A 16,184-nucleotide genomic window follows, 5' to 3' on the forward strand; every position below is an offset into this window, starting at 1 on the left:
CCGGTCTGGTTCAGCGTGGTGTTGACCACCGACACGATGTCCGGATAGCCGATGGCCACGGCCAGCGAGCTGTTCTTGGTGAGGTTGAGGAACTGGCTGGTCATCGGCGGGATGATCACGCGCAGCGCCTGCGGCAGCACCACCAGGCGCAGCACCTGCTTGCGGCGCAGGCCCAGCGCGCCGGCGGCTTCCCACTGGCCGTTGTTGACCGCCTGGATGCCCGAGCGCACCACTTCGGCGATGAAGGCCGAGGTGTAGATCACCAGCCCCGCCAGCAGCGCGGCGAACTCCGGCGACAGCGTCAGGCCGCCGCTGAAGTTAAAGCCCTTGAGCTCCGGCATGTCCAGCGTCAGCGACGCGCCGCTGACCAGCCAGCCGACGACCGGCAGGCCGATCAACAGGCCGATGGCCGCGCGGCCCAGCGGGAACACGTGGCCGGTGGCTTCCTGGCGCTTCTTGCCCCAGTGGCCCAGGAACAGGATGGCGACGATGGCCAGGCCCAGGCCGGCCAGCATCCAGTCGAGCGAATTGCCTTCCAACCCCGGCACCTTGAGGCCGCGGTTGGAGATGAACACGCCCGGCAGCGGGTTGTGCGCCTGGCGCGGGCCCGGCATGTTCTCGGTGATCAGCGCATACCAGAAGAACAGTTGCAGCAGCAGCGGCACGTTGCGCATCACTTCGACGTAGACCGAGGTGATCTTGGCCACGAGCCAGTTCTTGGACAGCCGGCCGACGCCGATCAGCGTGCCGAGGATGGTCGCCAGCACGATACCGAGCACGGCCACGCGCAGCGTGTTGAGCAGGCCCACCCAGATGGCGCGGCCATACGTATCGGCGGGGGTATAGGCGATGGGCGTTTCGCCGATGGCGAAACCGGCCTCGCGTTGCAGGAAACCGAAACCCGTGGCGATGTTGCGCACGGACAGGTTGTGAAGCGTGTTTGAAACCAGGAACCACACCGCCAGCGCGACGGCGGCCAGTGCGATCACTTGATAGACCACGGCGCGCACGCCGGGATCGTTCCAGTTCAGACGCCGGGGGGGTGCCGAAATCGGGGCGTTTTTATTTGGAGTCGTCATGAATGAATCTACAGAAGTCGGACACCGGGCGGACGGGGCCTTGCGGCCCGCGCCGTCCACTCCTGCCGCCCGCTCGAGGGCGGGTTAGGGCCTGTTCACGCCAAAAAGCGGCCTCGCACAGACCCTAGGCATGGCGCGCGCCGCGCGCCATGCCGGGCAGCCGTGTGTTAGCGCACCGGCCAGCCGTACATCAAGCCACCTTGCTTGTAGCTGGCGTTCAGGCCGCGATCCAGCTTCATCGCGCTGCTCTTGCCGAGCGTGGCTTCGAAGCTTTCGCCGTAGTTGCCGACCTGCTTGATGATGTTATACGCCCACTTGTCGTCCACGCCCAGGTTCTTGCCCATGCCCGGGGTCACGCCCAGGATGCGCTGGATGTTGGGATTGGTGCTCTTGGTCATTTCTTCCACGTTCTTGGACGTGATGCCGTATTCCTCGGCTTCCAGCATCGCATTCAGCGACCAGCGCACCACGTTGAACCATTGTTCGTCGCCCTGGCGCACCATGGGGCCCAGCGGCTCCTTGGAGAAGTCTTCCGGCAGGATGATGTACTTGTCCGGGTTCTCCAGCGTGGTGCGGGTCGAGGCCAACTGCGACTTGTCGGTCGTGAAGGCATCGCAACGGCCGGCCGAGAAGGCGCGGATGATTTCGTCGTACTTGTCGATCACGACGGGCTTGAATTCGATCTTCTGGCCGCGGAACCAGTCGGCCAGGTTCAGTTCGGTGGTGGTGCCGGGCTGCACGCAGATGGTGGCGCCGTTCAGTTCCTTGGCGCTCTTGACGTTCAGGTCCTTCGAGACCATGACGCCCTGGCTGTCGTAGTAGTTCACGCCCACGCCGATCAGGCCCAGGGTGGTGTCGCGCGTCAGCGTGACGGTGGTGTTGCGGGTCAGCACGTCCACTTCGCCCGATTGCAGGGCGGTAAAGCGCTGTTGCGTGTTCAGCGGCGTGACCTTGAATTTGCTGGCGTCGCCGAACATGGTCGCGGCGATGGCGCGGCACATGTCCACGTCCAGGCCCTTGTATTCACCCTTGCTATCCGCGATCGAGAAGCCCGGGATGCCGGTCGAAACGCCGCATTGGACAAACCCTTTCTTCTTGACATTATCGAAGGTCGCACCCGCATTGGCAGCCGCGGACGCAGCGAACAGGGCGGTGCCAATGGCAGCGAGTTTCAGTACTTTCATCGTGATCTCCGTAGGGGTGTTGCGAAGCCGAACGCAAGGCCGGGTCGGGCTTTACGCATGGGGCGGATGGTAGCGTCCGCAAAGCGGCCTCCGCATCCGGGAATTCCCTTGAAATATAGGGACACTGGATGAAATCAAACACAGTTTCATGGAGAAAACGGGGACGCGTTTGATTCACAAAAAACGTGTCCGGCCGGTCACTTTGGCCCGCCCACGGCCGTCACATCGCGACACGTTTTGCGCGCTCGGACGAATCCGGTTTTAGGCCAGCTCACTGTCCCCGAGTTACTATTGCGGCTTCATCCGACAGCCGCCATGATCGAATTCCAGCACGTCTTCAAATCGTATGGCCGCGGCCGCAATATTCTGGCCGACATCAACTTCCGCGTGAGCGCGGGAGAGTTCGTTTTCGTGTCGGGGCCGTCCGGCGCCGGCAAGTCGACGCTGCTCAAACTGATCGGCGGGCTCGAGCCGGCCAGCCGCGGCTCGATCCAGGTCAACGGCCAGCGGCTCGACAAGCTGCCCGCCCGCGCCCGGCCCTACCTGCGCCGCGCCGTCGGCGTGATCCTGCAGGACACTCACCTGCTGTTCGATCGCAGCGCCTTTGAAAACGTGATGCTGCCGCTGGCGGTCACCGGCCACCCCTGGGACGCGGCCGCCGCCCGCGCCCGCGCCGCCCTGGACAAGGTCGGCCTGTCGGGCAAGGAAGACCTCAACCCCATCGAACTGTCCGGCGGCGAGCAACAGCGCCTGGCGATCGCGCGCGCCATCGTCAACCGGCCCGCCATCCTGATCGCCGACGAACCCACCGCCAACCTCGACCACGACAACGCGCAGCGCATCATGAACGTGTTCCGCGACTTCAACCGCGTCGGCGTCACCACGCTGATCGCCTCGCACGACCAGGAACTCATGGCGCGCTACGCCACCCGCACCCTGCGCATCGATCCGGGCAAGTTCGCCGACTCGCACGGCGCCGCCACGCCGCCGGCCGACGCCGGCCACGGCATTGCGGGAGAACCGGCATGAGCGCCTGGCTGCGGCAGCATCGTTATGCGCTCATGGTCACCCTGCGGCGGCTGGTGAAACAGCCGTTCTCGTCGCTTGCCAACCTGCTGGTGATGGCGCTGGCGCTGGCCCTGCCGCTGCTGGGCAGCGCCATCCTGGTATCGGTGCAGCCGGTCGCGCGGCAAATGTCCGTGACCCCCGAAGTCACCGTCTTCATGCGGGTCGACGCGCCCGCCGGCGCCGCCGCCGACGTGGCCAAGCGCATCCAGGGCGAATACGCCAACGATATCCGCGCGGTGCGCGTGGTCGGCCGCGACGACGCCCTGGCCGACCTGCGCGCCAACCCCGCCTGGCAGCAGGCGCTGGCGGTGTTGCCGGGCAACCCCCTGCCCGACGCGGTGGTGGTGACCCTGGCCGACGGCGAGGATCTGGCCGGCCGCGCCGACAAGCTGGCGCAAGCCTGGAAACAATGGAACCAAGTGGACCTGGTGCAGCTGGACAGCGCCTGGGTCCAGCGGCTGGAGGCCATCCTGCGCTTCGCCCGCATCGGCCTGGGTTTCCTGGCGGCCTGCGTGGCGGTGGTGGTGCTGGCCACGGTCTTCAACACCGTGCGCATGCAGGCCCTGTCGCAACGCGAGGAAATCGCGGTGGCGCGGCTGGTGGGCGCCACCGAATCGTTCGTGCGGCGGCCGTTCCTGTACCTGGGCGCGCTGTCCGGCGCGCTGGCCTCGCTGCTGGCCATCGGCGTGGCGGCGGTGGCGTTGTCGCCGCTGAACAACGCCCTTCTCGGACTGGCCCGAAGTTATGGGGCGGAATTCGCCCTGCATTTGCCCGGCGCCCCCGTGCTGCTGGCGGCCATCGTCGCCTCGGCCGCCCTGGGCGCGCTGTCGGCGCGCTGGTCCGTGACCCGCAGCACGCGTTTCTAAAGCCGCGTATAGCCCCCCTTCCTCCCCGTGATCCGGGGAACGGCTGCCCCCGCCACTGGTTAGGATGGAGGTTCCCTCCTCCTCTGGCCGTGCGCGGCGGGGGGCAGGATGCGTCAGTCCCGCGTGGCGGGCTGCCCCGGCGCCGCAAGGCGTCCCCCCCCGGCGGACCGCGGCGACATGGCACGCGAAACAGCCATATTTATCAGGGACATACCAAAGTTGCGGTTACACAGGATTTCTCCCTATTACGGGTCAGATGTGTGAGAATAAAGCGACATTTTTCCACATACTTTGAAACGTTTATTGTCAATCGAGCGTTGTCTTACGTGTCCCAATCGCTGTTCTTGCCCTTGATTCCGCCCCGCCATGGTCGCCCGTCTTGAAGCCCGTGCGACGCGCCATTATTTCGATAGCGCGTTCCAGTCCCAGGCGGTGAAGGTACTGCCCAACGAGTACTACGTCACCGACGAAGACATCATGATCTCGACCGTGCTCGGTTCGTGCGTGGCTGCCTGCATCCACGACCCCGTCAACGGTGTCGGCGGCATGAACCACTTCATGTTGCCCGAGGGTGACATGCAGTCGCCCGCCTCCGCCACCATGCGCTATGGCGCCTTCGCCATGGAAGTGCTGATCAACGAACTGCTCAAGGCCGGCGCGGTGCGCGACCGCCTAGAGGCCAAGGTGTTCGGCGGCGGCGCGGTGCTGTCGGCCATGCAGCAGATGAACATCGGCGAGCGCAACGGCCAGTTCGTGCTGAACTACCTCAGGATCGAAGGCATTCCCGTCAAGGCCCAGGACCTGGGCGACGTGCACGCGCGCCGCATCAACTATTTCCCGCGCGACGGCCGCGTGATGGTGCGCAAGATGGCGCCGCACCACCAGCGTGCCGAAGAGATCATCGCCAAGCGCGAACAGGCCGCCGCCGCCAGCGCGCAAGCCAAGACCCAAAGCCCGCCCCGCGTCGAGCGCTTCGCGCGGCCCGGCGTGGAACGCTTCGATCGCCCCGCCGCCCGCCCGGGCGTGGAACGCTTCGATCGTCCCGGCGTCGAGCGCTTCGATCGTCCCGCCTCGCGTCCCGGGGTCGAACGCTTCGACACCGGCGTCACCCGCCGCGGCAAGCCGGAAACCGCCGGCGGCTGAAACCCGCGCGCGGCTCACGCCGCCCGCACGCCGCCGATCGATACCACGCTGGCGCTGAAGTCCTTGAGCAGGGCCTCGCGTCGCGCGGCGGCCTTCGCCATCGCCGCTTCCTTCACATGGCCGTAGCCGCGGATCTCCTCCGGCACGCTGGCCAGCGCCACGGCGCGGTCCAGGTTGCCCCGGTTGAGCTTGGACAGGATCGCGGTCAGGTTCTCCCGGTACTCGCGCGCCAGTTCGCGCTCGGCGCGGCGTTCACGGGTGTAGCCGAACGGATCGAAGCGGGTGCCGCGCAGGCGCTTCATGCGCGCCAGCAGGCGGAACACCCGCAACATGCCGGGCCCGTAGGCCTTCTTGACCAGTTGGCCATCGGGGCCGCGGCGCGCGAACAGCGGCGGCGCCAGATGGAAGCGCAGCTTCCAGTCGCCCTCGAACTGCTCGCCGATACGCTTGAGGAATTCGCCGTCCGTATACAGCCGCGCCACCTCGTATTCGTCCTTGTAGGCCAGCAGCTTGAAGTAGTAGCGCGCCACCGCCAGCGCCAGGCGCTGAGTGCCGGTGGCCTCGAGCTCGGCGCGCGCCACCTTGGCCACCAGGTCGGTGTACTGGCGGGCGTAAGCGGCGTCCTGGTATTGCGTCAGGAACGCGCGGCGCGTCTCGACCAGGCGCTCCAGCTCGCCGGCCGGCTTCTTCAGTTCCAGCACCGGGCTGGCGGCGCGCGGGCGGCGGATCTCGATGATGCCCTCCGGCTGCGCCGGCGCGCCGCCGTTGGCCAGCAGGCGCGTGACGCCGGCCAGGTCATGCGCCGCGCGCCGGCCCCAGGCGAAGGCAGCCAGGTTGTTGGGCACCTGCTGGCCGTTCAGCTCGATCGCGCGCAGCAATGACTCGCGCGACAGCGGCAGCCAGCCCTTCTGATAGGCGTAGCCCATCATCAGCGGATTGGAATAGATGGCGTCGCCCAGCAGGCCCACGGCCAGCGCCGACGCGTCCACCGTGTGCAGGTTGTCCTTGCCGCAGGCGGCCTGCAGGTCGGCCGTGAGGTTGGCGCCCGGCAGCGTCCAGTCCGGGTCGGTCACGAACGCCGCGGTCGGCGCGGTGTCGCTGTTGAGCAGCGCGCGCGAGCGGCCGGGACGCAACCGCGCCATGGCGTCGGCGCTGGTCGCCACCACCAGGTCGCCGGCCAGCATCAGGTCGGCCTCGCCCATCGCCACGCGGGTGTTCATCAGGTGGTCCGGGGTCTGCGCCAGCACCACGTGCGAATAGACCGCGCCGCCCTTCTGCGCCAGGCCGGCCATGTCCAGCACCGAACAGCCCTTGCCTTCCAGGTGCGCCGCCATGCCCAGCAACTGGCCGATAGTGACCACGCCGGTGCCGCCCACGCCGGCGATGAAGACGCCATAGGCCTGCGCCAAGGCCGGTAGCGCCGGTTGCGGCACGTCATCGTCGACCGCGCCTTCCGGCGCCAGCGCGCGCGGCTTCCTGAGCTTGCCGCCCTCCACCGTGACGAAGCTGGGGCAGAAGCCCTTCAGACAGGAGAAATCCTTGTTGCAACTGGACTGGTTGATGGTGCGCTTGCGGCCGAACTCGGTCTCCAGCGGTTCCACCGACAGGCAGTGCGATTTCTGCGAACAGTCGCCGCAGCCCTCGCACACGCGTTCGTTGATGACCACGCGCCGCGCCGGGTCGGGATAGGCGCCGCGCTTGCGGCGGCGGCGCTTCTCGGTGGCACAGGTCTGGTCGTAGATCAGCACCGACACGCCCGGGTGCTCGCGCAGTTCGCGCATTACCGCGTCCAGCTCGTCGCGGTGCCTGACCGGCACGCCCGGCGCCATGCCGGCCATGCCCTGGTATTTTTCCGGCTCGTCGGTCACCACCACGATCTTGTCGATGCCCTCGGCCGCCACCTGGCGGCTGATCATCGGCACGCTGATGGGGCCGTCCACCGGCTGCCCGCCGGTCATCGCCACCGCATCGTTGAACAGAATCTTGTAGGTGATTGGCGCCTTGGCCGCCACCGCGGCGCGGATCGCCAGCAGGCCCGAATGGAAGTAAGTGCCGTCGCCGAGGTTGGCGAACACGTGCTTTTCCTCGGTGAACGGCGCCTGCCCCAGCCACGGCACGCCCTCGCCGCCCATCTGCGTGTAGACCTGGGTATTGCGGCCCATCCAGGTCACCATGTAGTGGCAACCGATGCCGGCCATGCCGCGCGAGCCTTCCGGCACCCGCGTGGACGTGTTGTGCGGACAGCCGGAACAGAACCACGGCTTGCGGTCTTGCACCACGCGCGGGCGCGCCAGCGCCTGCTCGCGCTCGGCAATGAAGGCCAGCCGCGCCTCGATGCCGGCGCGCACGTCCGCCGGTAGTTCGAAGCGCAGCAAGCGCGCGGCGATGGCCTTGGCCACCATCGCCGGAGAGAATTCGTAGTGCGCCGGCAGCAGCCAGTTGCCCTGCGGCACGGCCCACTCGCCGCCGTCCTTGTCGTCGAACTTGCCGACCACGCGCGGGATCTTCTTGCCGCTGCCGATCCAACTGAACAGCTCTTCCTTGAGCTGGTATTCGAGCACCTGGCGCTTTTCCTCGACCACCAGGATCTCGTCCAGGCCGTCGGCAAAGCGCGCCATGCCGGTGGACTCCAGCGGCCACACCATGCCGACCTTGAACAGCCGCAGGCCGATGCGCTGGCACACCGCCTCGGTCAGTCCCAAGTCCGACAGCGCCTGGCGCGTGTCCAGATAGGCCTTGCCCGAGGTCATGATGCCGAAGCGCGCATCGCGCGCCGGCACCTGCCACAGCTCGCGGTTCAGGTTATTGGCGCGGGCGTAGGCCAGCGCGGCGTACAGCTTGTAGTCCAGCAGCCGCGCTTCCTGCTGCAAGGGCGTGTCCGGGATGCGGATGTTCAGGCCGTCCGGCGGCAGCTGGAAATCCTCGGGCAGCACGATCCGCACGCGATGCGGATCCACCTCCACCGAGGCCGACACCTCGACGATGTCGGTGATGCATTTCATGCCGACCCAGACGCCGGCATAGCGGCTCATGGCCCAGCCGTGCAGGCCGTAGTCCAGCACCTCCTGCACGCTGGACGGGAACAGCGCCGGGATCATGCAGGCCTTGAGGATGTGGTCGCTCTGGTGCGGCAGCGTCGACGACTTGGCCGGATGGTCGTCGCCGGCCACCACCAGCACGCCGCCATGCGGCGAGGTGCCAGCGGCGTTGGCGTGCTTGAACACGTCGCCGCAGCGGTCCACGCCCGGCCCCTTGCCGTACCACATGCCGAACACGCCGTCGTACTTGGCGCCGGGGAACAGGTTGACCTGCTGCGTGCCCCACACCGCGGTGGCCGCCAGGTCCTCGTTGATGCCCGGCTGGAATTCGATGTGATGCGCCTTCAGGTACTTGGCCGCCTTCCACATGTTCTGGTCGACCCCGCCCAGCGGCGACCCCCGGTAGCCCGACACGAAGCCCGCCGTGTTCAGCCCGGCGCGCAGGTCGCGCAGCCGCTGCATCATCGGCAGGCGCACCAGGGCATGGATGCCGCTCATCCAGGCACGGCCGCTTTCCAGGGTGTATTTGTCGTCCAGTTGGACGGATTCTAGCGCCGCGCGCAGCGCGGGCGTGAGGGGGGCATTCATGTCTACTCCGAGGGTCGTGGAACGCCCGCGGCAGCCAACGCACCACGCCCTCTTGAAGCGCATGCAGGCAAGCGGCGGGAGGTGAATTCCGGGCGCTCGATGCGCCTCTGTCCTACGGTTGTAACCGCTCGCCCCACCCCCGGCAATAGGGCGATGCGATAATTGCCGGCATGGACTTCGCCCCTCGCATCGTCGCCTGGCAACGCCAGCACGGCCGCCACGATCTTCCCTGGCAGAACACCCGGGATCCCTACCGCATCTGGCTCTCCGAGATCATGCTGCAACAGACGCAGGTGGCCACGGTGATCCCGTATTACGAACGCTTTCTGCAGCGCTTCCCCGACGTCGCCGCGCTGGCCGCCGCCGACCAGGCGGACGTGATGCCCTACTGGGCCGGCCTGGGCTATTACGCCCGCGCCCGCAACCTGCACCGCTGCGCCCAGGAAATCGCGCGCGACTGGAACGGCCGCTTCCCGCCCAGCGCCGCAGCCATCGCCACCCTGCCCGGCATCGGCCGCTCCACCGCCGCCGCCATCGCCGCCTTCGCCTACGGCGAGCGCTCGCCGATCCTGGACGGCAACGTCAAGCGCGTCTTCACCCGCCACTTCGGCATCGCCGGCGACCCCGCCAAGCGCGACGTAGAACAGCGCCTGTGGGCCCTGGCCGACGCCCAGGTCGAGGCCGCGCCCGGCCTGGACATGGCCGCCTACACGCAGGGCCTGATGGACCTGGGCGCCACCCTCTGTACGCGCGGCAAGCCGGCCTGCGACCGCTGCCCGGTCGCCGCTACCTGCGTCGCCAGACGCGAAGGCCGCCAGGCCGAACTGCCCACGCCCAAGGCGCGCAAGGCGATTCCGGAACGCGAGACCGCCATGCTGGTGCTGCAATGGCGCGGCGCCTATTTGCTGCAGCAACGCCCCGAGCCCGGCATCTGGGGCGGCCTGTGGAGCCTGCCGGAATTCGACGTGGCCGGCGACCCCGGCGCGGCGTCGCGGGCGCTGGGGCTGGAGCCGGAGCGGCACAGCGCCCTGGCGGCGTTCTCGCATACTTTCACGCACTACCGGCTGCATGTGCGGCCCTGGTGGGTCGAGGTGCGCGCGGCCAGCCTGCGCGACGGCCATCCGCCCACGCGCTGGGTCGCGCCCGACGAACTGGCTGCCACGGCGCTGCCGGCGCCGGTCAAGAAACTGCTGCTGGGACTGGCGCAGGCGAACGCGGCGCACGGCACGCTGTTCTGAGCGTCGCCTCCGGCCGGGCGCGAGACTTCGCGCCGCCCGGCTTTACCACCGGTTCGGCGCGCCGCCTCAGTCCTGCCCGGCCCCGTCCAACAGCATCACCAGTTTCAGATCCAGATGCGTCGCCAGGCGGAAGGTGATCTGTTGGAACGCCATGCGGCCGCGCCGCGGATGCGCGAACTCGCGCAGCCCGCCCTCGCGCTCGACCACCGCGTGCCGGTTCCACCAATGCGCGAACACCGCGCTCTGCCGGTTCAACGCATCGATCAGCGCCAGCACCGCCGGCTCATCCAGATGCGCGCCGGCGTCCGCCCGGAACTCGGCCACCACGCGTCGCGCGCGCTGCTCCCAGTCCACCACCAGCTCGCGCGCCGCCGGGTCGAGAAAGATGTAGCGCAGCAGGTTCGGCTCGGGGTCGCGCGCCGGCCAGTCACCGAACAGGTCTCGCAGCGGTTCGTTACAGGCCAGCACGTTCCAGGCCCGGTCCAGCACATAGGCCGGCGCGGTGATGGCGTCCACGCAGGCGCGCAACGATCCCGGCGCGCCCATCGCGTCATCGCGCGCGTGCTGCGGATCGGCGCAATCGGCCAGGTCGAACAGATAGGCCCGCTCGGCCCGCGCCAGTTGCAGCACCCCCGCGATGCGCGACCACACCGACGGCGACACCGACACCTCGCGGCCCTGCTCGATCCAGGTGTACCAGGTGACGCTGATGCCGCACAGTTGCGCCACCTCTTCGCGCCGCAGCCCCGGCGTGCGGCGCCGCATGCCTTCGGGCAAGCCCGCCATCTGCGGCGTGATGCGCGAACGGGCGCTGCGCACGAATTCACCCAGCGCCTGACGGCGCAGGCGGGAGCCTTCATGGCCGGCAAGGCCGGCTGGGGAGGAAGTTTTCATACCAGGATAAGCGGGTGACTTGTACGTGTATAAGCGTCGCCTATCTTAGCGCTCAATGGCGCCGCCGGCCTGCGGCCGGCATCACGCTGCTGGACGCCGTGCTGAACGGCGACGCCCCCCGCTGCCGGTCCTGCCCGCCTACGCGGCGTCTGCGCGCATGGCGGCCAGGGTCGCTTCCAGCGCGCCCGCCACGCCCTGGGTGCGCAGCGACTGCGCCGCCTGGGCCACCGCGCGCACGAAACGCGTGTCTTGGCCCAGGTCACCGAACACCGTGGCCAGCGCCGTCATCTCGCGCGCCCAGGCCAGGGCGGCGGCCGCTCCCGGCGGCGCGTCGCGCGCCGCCTGCTCGGCCTGTGCCAGCCGCTGCGCCAGCGTCTCGGCCAGCGGGTCCTCGATCGGATAGCGCCGTCCCGCCTGGTCGGCACCGCGCAGGAAGTGCAGCCAGCCGGCCAGCGCCAAGGCCAGACCGGTGATCGGCTGATCCGCCGCCAGCCGCGCACGCACCGTGCCCAGCAGGCGCTGCGGCATCTTCTGCGAGCCGTCCATGGCGATCTGCCGCGTCTGGTGCCGCAGCGCCGGATTGGCGTAGCGTTGCAACAGCCGCGCCTGGTAGGCGGCCAGGTCCAACCCCGGCAACGGCGGCAGGGTCGGCGCGATTTCGGTGCGCATGAGCGTGGCCAGATAGTGCCGCAGCAGCGGCTGCGCCACCGCCTGATCCACCGTGCTCCATCCCGCCATCACCGACAGATAGGCCAGCGCCGAATGCGCGCCGTTCACCATGCGCAGCTTGAGCGTCTCGAACGGCGCCGCGTCGGTGGCGAAACGCGCGCCGCCCACGGCCCAGTCCGGCCGCCCCGCGGCGAAATGGTCTTCCACCACCCATTCCAGGAACGGCTCGGCCTGCACCGGCCAGGCATCCGTCAGGCCCAGCGCCCGCGCCACCGCCGCGCGATCCTCGTCGGTGGTGCGCGGCACGATGCGGTCGACCATCGAGCACGGGAAGGTGCAGGCCTGGCCGATCCACTCGGCCAGGCGCGCATCCACCTGCGCCGCGAACGCCAGCACCAGGCCGCGCAGCAGGCGGCCGTTGCCCGGCAGGTTGTCCAGCGACAGCAGCGTCAGCGGACCCAGGCCCGCCGCGCGGCGCCGTTGCAGGCCCCACACCAGCAAGCCGATGGTGCTGCGCGGCGCCAACGGCTGGCCCAGGTCATGCACGATGTCGGGATGCGCCAGGTTCAGCGCGCCGCTGGCCGGATCGTGGCAATAGCCCTTCTCGGTCACCGTCAGGCTGATGATGCGCGTGTCCGCGCCGGCGATGCGCGCCAGCACCGCCTGCGGATCCTCCAGCGCCACCAGCGTCTCCAGCAGGCAGCCGATCACCGCCAGTTGCGCTTGCGGCCGGCCGTCAGCATCGGCGCTGCGCAGCGCCAGCGTGTACAGGCCCTCCTGCGGCGCCAGCGCGTCCCGCGTATCGGGCTGGCGCAACGACACGCCGCAAATGCCCCAGCGGGTGTCGCCAGTGGCGTGCAGCGCGGCTTCATTGACCGCCGCCAGGTGGCCGCGCGCGAACGCGCCCAGCCCCAGGTGCACGATGCCGGCGCGCAGCGCGCCGCGATCGTAGGCCGGGCGCGCCACGCCAGGCACCAGCGCCGGCAATCGCGCCGGGTGCAGGCGCGCGGCCATGGGGGCTACCAGTTCCATAGCGTGCCGTCCTGCTGCAAGCGATTCACCGGCAGATAGGCGCGCTTGTAGGGATACTTGGCGGCCAGCTTCTCGTCGATGTCCACGCCGTGGCCCGGCACGTCGCCCGGATACAGCATGCCCTGCGAGAAGGTGTAGGCGTGCGGGAACACCGCGTCGGTTTCCTCGGTGTGGCGCATGTATTCCTGGATGCCGAAGTTCGGCACCCACAGGTCGAAGTGCAGCGCCGCGCCCATGCACACCGGCGACAGGTCGGTGGCGCCATGGCAGCCGGTGCGCACCTGGTAGAGCGAGGCCAGGTCGGCGATGCGGCGCAGGTGGGTGATGCCGCCGGCGTGCACCACGGTGGTCCGGATGTAGTCGATCAACTGGTTCTGCACCAGGTCCTTGCAGTCCCAGATCGAGTTGAAGATCTCGCCCACCGCCAGCGGCGTGGTGGTGTGCTGGCGGATCAGGCGGAAGGCCTCCTGGTTCTCGGCCGGCGTGGCGTCCTCCATCCAGAACAGGTTGTACGGCTCCAGCGACTTGCCCAGGCGGCCGGCCTCGATCGGGGTCAGGCGGTGGTGCACGTCATGCAGCAGGTGGTGCTCGAAGCCGAGCTTTTCGCGGATGCGTTCGAACAGCTTGGGCGCGTGCCGCAGATATTTCTCGGTGGACCAGTCGTGTTCGCTGGGCAGGTCGGCGTCGGCCGGCTCGTAGAACAGGTTGCCGCGGCCCACGCCATAGACCTTGTCCAGCCCCGGCACGCCGCTCTGCGCGCGGATGGCGCGGTAGCCCATGTCGGCGTAGCGCAGCACCTCGTCCACGGTGTGCTCGATGTCGCTGCCGTTGGCGTGGCCGTAGACCATGACGCCCGTGCGGCTCTTGCCGCCCAGCAACTGATACAGCGGCAGGCCGGCGGCCTTGGCCTTCAGGTCCCACAGCGCGGTGTCGACCGCGGCGATGGCGGTCATGGTGACCGGGCCGCGGCGCCAGTAGGCGCCCTTGTACAGGTATTGCCAGATATCCTCGATCTGGTGCGCGTCGCGGCCGATCAGGCAAGGCACCACGTGTTCGGTCAGGTAGGCCGCCACGGCCAGCTCGCGCCCGTTCAGGGTGGCATCGCCGATGCCGGTCAGGCCCTGGTCGGTCTCGATCTTCAGGGTCACGAAATTGCGGCCCGGCGAACAAACAATGACGCGTGCGTTCGTAATTTTCATCATGGATTCCGTGAAAACGGGAGGGTGTTCAGCCTTCCCAGCCCAGGTGGCTGAGGAAGTCGCGGGTGCGGGCGACCTGCGGGTTGTCAAAAATCTGCGCGGGCGGGCCCTGTTCCAGGATGGCGCCGTTCTCGAACACCACCACCCAGTTGGCCACGCGCCGCGCGAAACTCATTTCATGCGTGACCACGATCATGGTCATGCCTTCCTGCGCCAGCTTCTTCATGACGTTCAGCACTTCGCCCACGGTCTCGGGGTCGAGCGCCGAGGTCGGCTCGTCGAACAGCATCACCTCCGGCTCCATCGCCAGCGCGCGGGCGATGGCAACACGCTGCTGCTGGCCGCCGGACAGGTTGGCGGGGAAGTTGCCGGCCTTGGCCGCCAGGCCGACCTTTTCCAGCAGCGCCATGGCGCGGGCCCGCGCCTGTTCCGGCGCCATGCCGAGCACGGTGATGGGCCCCATGGCGACGTTGTCCAGCGCCGACTTGTGCGGGAACAGCTCGAAGCTCTGGAACACCATGCCCATGCGCTGGCGCACCTTGCGCACTTCGGCCTCGGACTCGGGCACCGCCACGCCGTCCAGCAGCACGCGGCCGCCGTCGATCTTCTCCAGCGCATTGGTGCAGCGCAGGAGCGTGGACTTGCCCGAGCCGGACGGCCCGATCAGGCACATCACCTCGCCCTTGTTCACTTGCAGCGACACGTCGTTCAACGCCACGAAGTCGCCATAGACCTTGCGCACGTGCTCGTACACCAGCACCGGCGGCTGGTCGGCGCCTTTGCGCGCGGCCAGCGCCGCGCCGGACGTATCGGCCACTTTTTCCAGGATCATCTCGTTCATTCCTTGACTCCGTATTTGCGGTGGATCCAGTCGACCAGCTTGGCCTGCGGATAGCCCATCAGCCAATAGATCACCGCCATCGCGGTCAGCATTTCCAGCACGCGGAAGCTCTGCGCGCGCACCTGCATCGAGGCATAGGCCAGCTCGCTGACGGCGATCACCGACACCAGCGAGGTGTCCTTGAACAGCGAGATCCAGGTGCTGGCCAGCACCGGCAGGATGCGCCGCGCCGCCTGCGGCACCAGCACCTTGAACATGGCCTGGCGGCGCGACATGCCCATCGCCAGCGCGGCCTCCATCTGCCCCTTGCGGATCGAATTGATGCCGGCGCGGAAGGTTTCCGAGTTGTAGGCCGACACATTCAGCACCAGCGCCACCAAGGCCGTGGTCACCGCCGAGAACTGCACGTCCAGCGCCATCGGCATCACGTAGAACGCCCAATAGATCACCAGGATCAGCGGCAGGTTGCGGAAGAACTCGACGATCGCCACGGCGATGCCGTTGGCCACGCGGTTCGACGACAGCCGCATCAGCGCCAGCACCATGCCGCCCGGCACCGCCAGCGCCATCGTCACCACCGTCAGCATCACGGTCATGGCCGCGCCCTGCAGCAGCACCTGGCGCGAGTCCCAGATAATTCCCCAGTCCAGGTTCATGAGCGCCCCAAGTGTGCGTAACGTTGATACAGCCGGTCCACGCCGCGCGTCACCGGGAACAGAATGACGAAGTACGCCACGATCACGGCCGTGAACACCTCGATCGGCCGGTAGCTCTGGCCGGCGATGGTTTCGGCCTTGTGCATCAGCTCGGGCACCGCGATCACGGTGGCGATGGCGGTGTCCTTGATCGCCACCGTCAGCACCGAGCCGAACGCCGGCAGCATGCGGATGGTGGCCTGCGGCAGGATGATCTTGCGCAGCGCCTGGGCCCGCGACATGCCCAGGGCCAGCCCGGCGCGCATCTGCCCCGGCCGCACCGACTCGATGCCGGCGCGGATCACCTCGGCCGAATAGGCCGCGATGTGCAGCGTCAGCGCCACCAGCGCCGCCCAGAACGGCGCGAAGTTCACGCCGGCCAAGAGCGGGAAGGCAAAGTAGATCCACACCAGCACCACCAGCACCGGAATGGCGCGCATGCTGTCGATGTAGAACACCAGCAGCACCCGCAGCCAGCGCGGCCCGTACAGGCGCAGCAGCGCGATCACCAGCCCCAGCAGGATGCTGGAGACCGCCGTGACCGCGCTCAGCGCCACCGTGATGCCCAGGCCGCTGGCGAAGAAGCGCCAGTTATCGACGATGGGGGAAAAATCGAAATCCATGGAATCTCCGTGCGAACGCGAGCGCTG

General features: G+C 68.3%; 13 protein-coding genes. 4 read left to right on the forward strand and 9 right to left on the reverse strand.

From position 1 onward, the window contains the following. Positions 1 to 1,079, reverse strand: a 1,079-nt coding sequence (locus tag ACN6O8_RS11305) for an amino acid ABC transporter permease (RefSeq protein ID WP_427991148.1), incomplete at its 3' end; no start/stop codon positions are given. Positions 1,080 to 1,246: 167 nt separating this feature from the next. Beyond that, positions 1,247 to 2,263, reverse strand: a complete 1,017-nt coding sequence (locus tag ACN6O8_RS11310; RefSeq protein WP_427991149.1) for an amino acid ABC transporter substrate-binding protein — start codon at positions 2,261 to 2,263, stop codon at positions 1,247 to 1,249. 315 nt (positions 2,264 to 2,578) lie between these two features. Here ACN6O8_RS11310 and ACN6O8_RS11315 point away from each other — a divergent pair, with 315 nt between their 5' ends. The 3 genes from ACN6O8_RS11315 to cheD all read left to right on the forward strand — a co-directional run bounded on the left by ACN6O8_RS11315 (position 2,579) and on the right by cheD (position 5,340). Continuing rightward, complete coding sequence (locus ACN6O8_RS11315; protein ID WP_427991150.1) at positions 2,579 to 3,292, forward strand: cell division ATP-binding protein FtsE; 714 nt, start codon at positions 2,579 to 2,581, stop codon at positions 3,290 to 3,292. After that, positions 3,289 to 4,197, forward strand: coding sequence for a cell division protein FtsX (locus ACN6O8_RS11320; protein WP_427991151.1), 909 nt, complete (start codon positions 3,289 to 3,291; stop codon positions 4,195 to 4,197). The genes ACN6O8_RS11315 and ACN6O8_RS11320 overlap by 4 nt, the downstream gene beginning before the upstream one ends. 366 nt (positions 4,198 to 4,563) lie before the next feature. Continuing rightward, positions 4,564 to 5,340, forward strand: a complete 777-nt coding sequence (cheD, locus tag ACN6O8_RS11325; RefSeq protein ID WP_427991152.1) for a chemoreceptor glutamine deamidase CheD — start codon at positions 4,564 to 4,566, stop codon at positions 5,338 to 5,340. Positions 5,341 to 5,354: 14 nt separating this feature from the next. Here cheD and ACN6O8_RS11330 read toward each other — a convergent pair whose 3' ends face one another. Next, positions 5,355 to 8,966: an indolepyruvate ferredoxin oxidoreductase family protein gene (locus ACN6O8_RS11330; RefSeq protein WP_427991153.1), complete on the reverse strand. Its 3,612-nt coding sequence runs from the start codon at positions 8,964 to 8,966 to the stop codon at positions 5,355 to 5,357. A gap of 170 nt (positions 8,967 to 9,136) precedes the next feature. Between ACN6O8_RS11330 and mutY the strand changes: the two genes are divergently transcribed. Further along, positions 9,137 to 10,204 carry an A/G-specific adenine glycosylase gene (gene mutY / locus ACN6O8_RS11335; RefSeq protein WP_427991154.1) on the forward strand — a complete coding sequence of 356 codons (1,068 nt, stop codon included), beginning with the start codon at positions 9,137 to 9,139 and terminating at the stop codon, positions 10,202 to 10,204. 66 nt (positions 10,205 to 10,270) lie between these two features. Here mutY and ACN6O8_RS11340 read toward each other — a convergent pair whose 3' ends face one another. The 6 genes from ACN6O8_RS11340 to ACN6O8_RS11365 form a co-directional block, all read right to left on the reverse strand. Continuing rightward, the gene (locus ACN6O8_RS11340; protein ID WP_427991155.1) at positions 10,271 to 11,098 is read right to left on the reverse strand and encodes a helix-turn-helix transcriptional regulator; all 828 of its coding nucleotides are present in this window, start codon (positions 11,096 to 11,098) and stop codon (positions 10,271 to 10,273) included. A gap of 138 nt (positions 11,099 to 11,236) precedes the next feature. Beyond that, on the reverse strand, positions 11,237 to 12,799 hold the full coding sequence (locus ACN6O8_RS11345) for a mannitol dehydrogenase family protein (RefSeq protein ID WP_427991156.1): 1,563 nt from the start codon (positions 12,797 to 12,799) through the stop codon (positions 11,237 to 11,239). Then, on the reverse strand, positions 12,787 to 13,998 hold the full coding sequence (manD, locus tag ACN6O8_RS11350) for a D-mannonate dehydratase ManD (protein WP_006386881.1): 1,212 nt from the start codon (positions 13,996 to 13,998) through the stop codon (positions 12,787 to 12,789). The genes ACN6O8_RS11345 and manD overlap by 13 nt, the downstream gene beginning before the upstream one ends. Before the next feature lie 28 nt (positions 13,999 to 14,026). Continuing rightward, the gene (locus ACN6O8_RS11355; RefSeq protein ID WP_427991157.1) at positions 14,027 to 14,839 is read right to left on the reverse strand and encodes an amino acid ABC transporter ATP-binding protein; all 813 of its coding nucleotides are present in this window, start codon (positions 14,837 to 14,839) and stop codon (positions 14,027 to 14,029) included. Then, positions 14,836 to 15,495 carry an amino acid ABC transporter permease gene (locus ACN6O8_RS11360; RefSeq protein ID WP_049070959.1) on the reverse strand — a complete coding sequence of 220 codons (660 nt, stop codon included), beginning with the start codon at positions 15,493 to 15,495 and terminating at the stop codon, positions 14,836 to 14,838. The genes ACN6O8_RS11355 and ACN6O8_RS11360 overlap by 4 nt, the downstream gene beginning before the upstream one ends. Further along, positions 15,492 to 16,157: an amino acid ABC transporter permease gene (locus ACN6O8_RS11365; RefSeq protein WP_427991158.1), complete on the reverse strand. Its 666-nt coding sequence runs from the start codon at positions 16,155 to 16,157 to the stop codon at positions 15,492 to 15,494. Before ACN6O8_RS11365 ends, ACN6O8_RS11360 begins: the two co-directional genes overlap by 4 nt. Positions 16,158 to 16,184 lie beyond the last annotated feature (27 nt).

The organism is Achromobacter sp. (genome assembly GCF_050285565.1).
GTDB lineage: Bacteria > Pseudomonadota > Gammaproteobacteria > Burkholderiales > Burkholderiaceae_B > Achromobacter.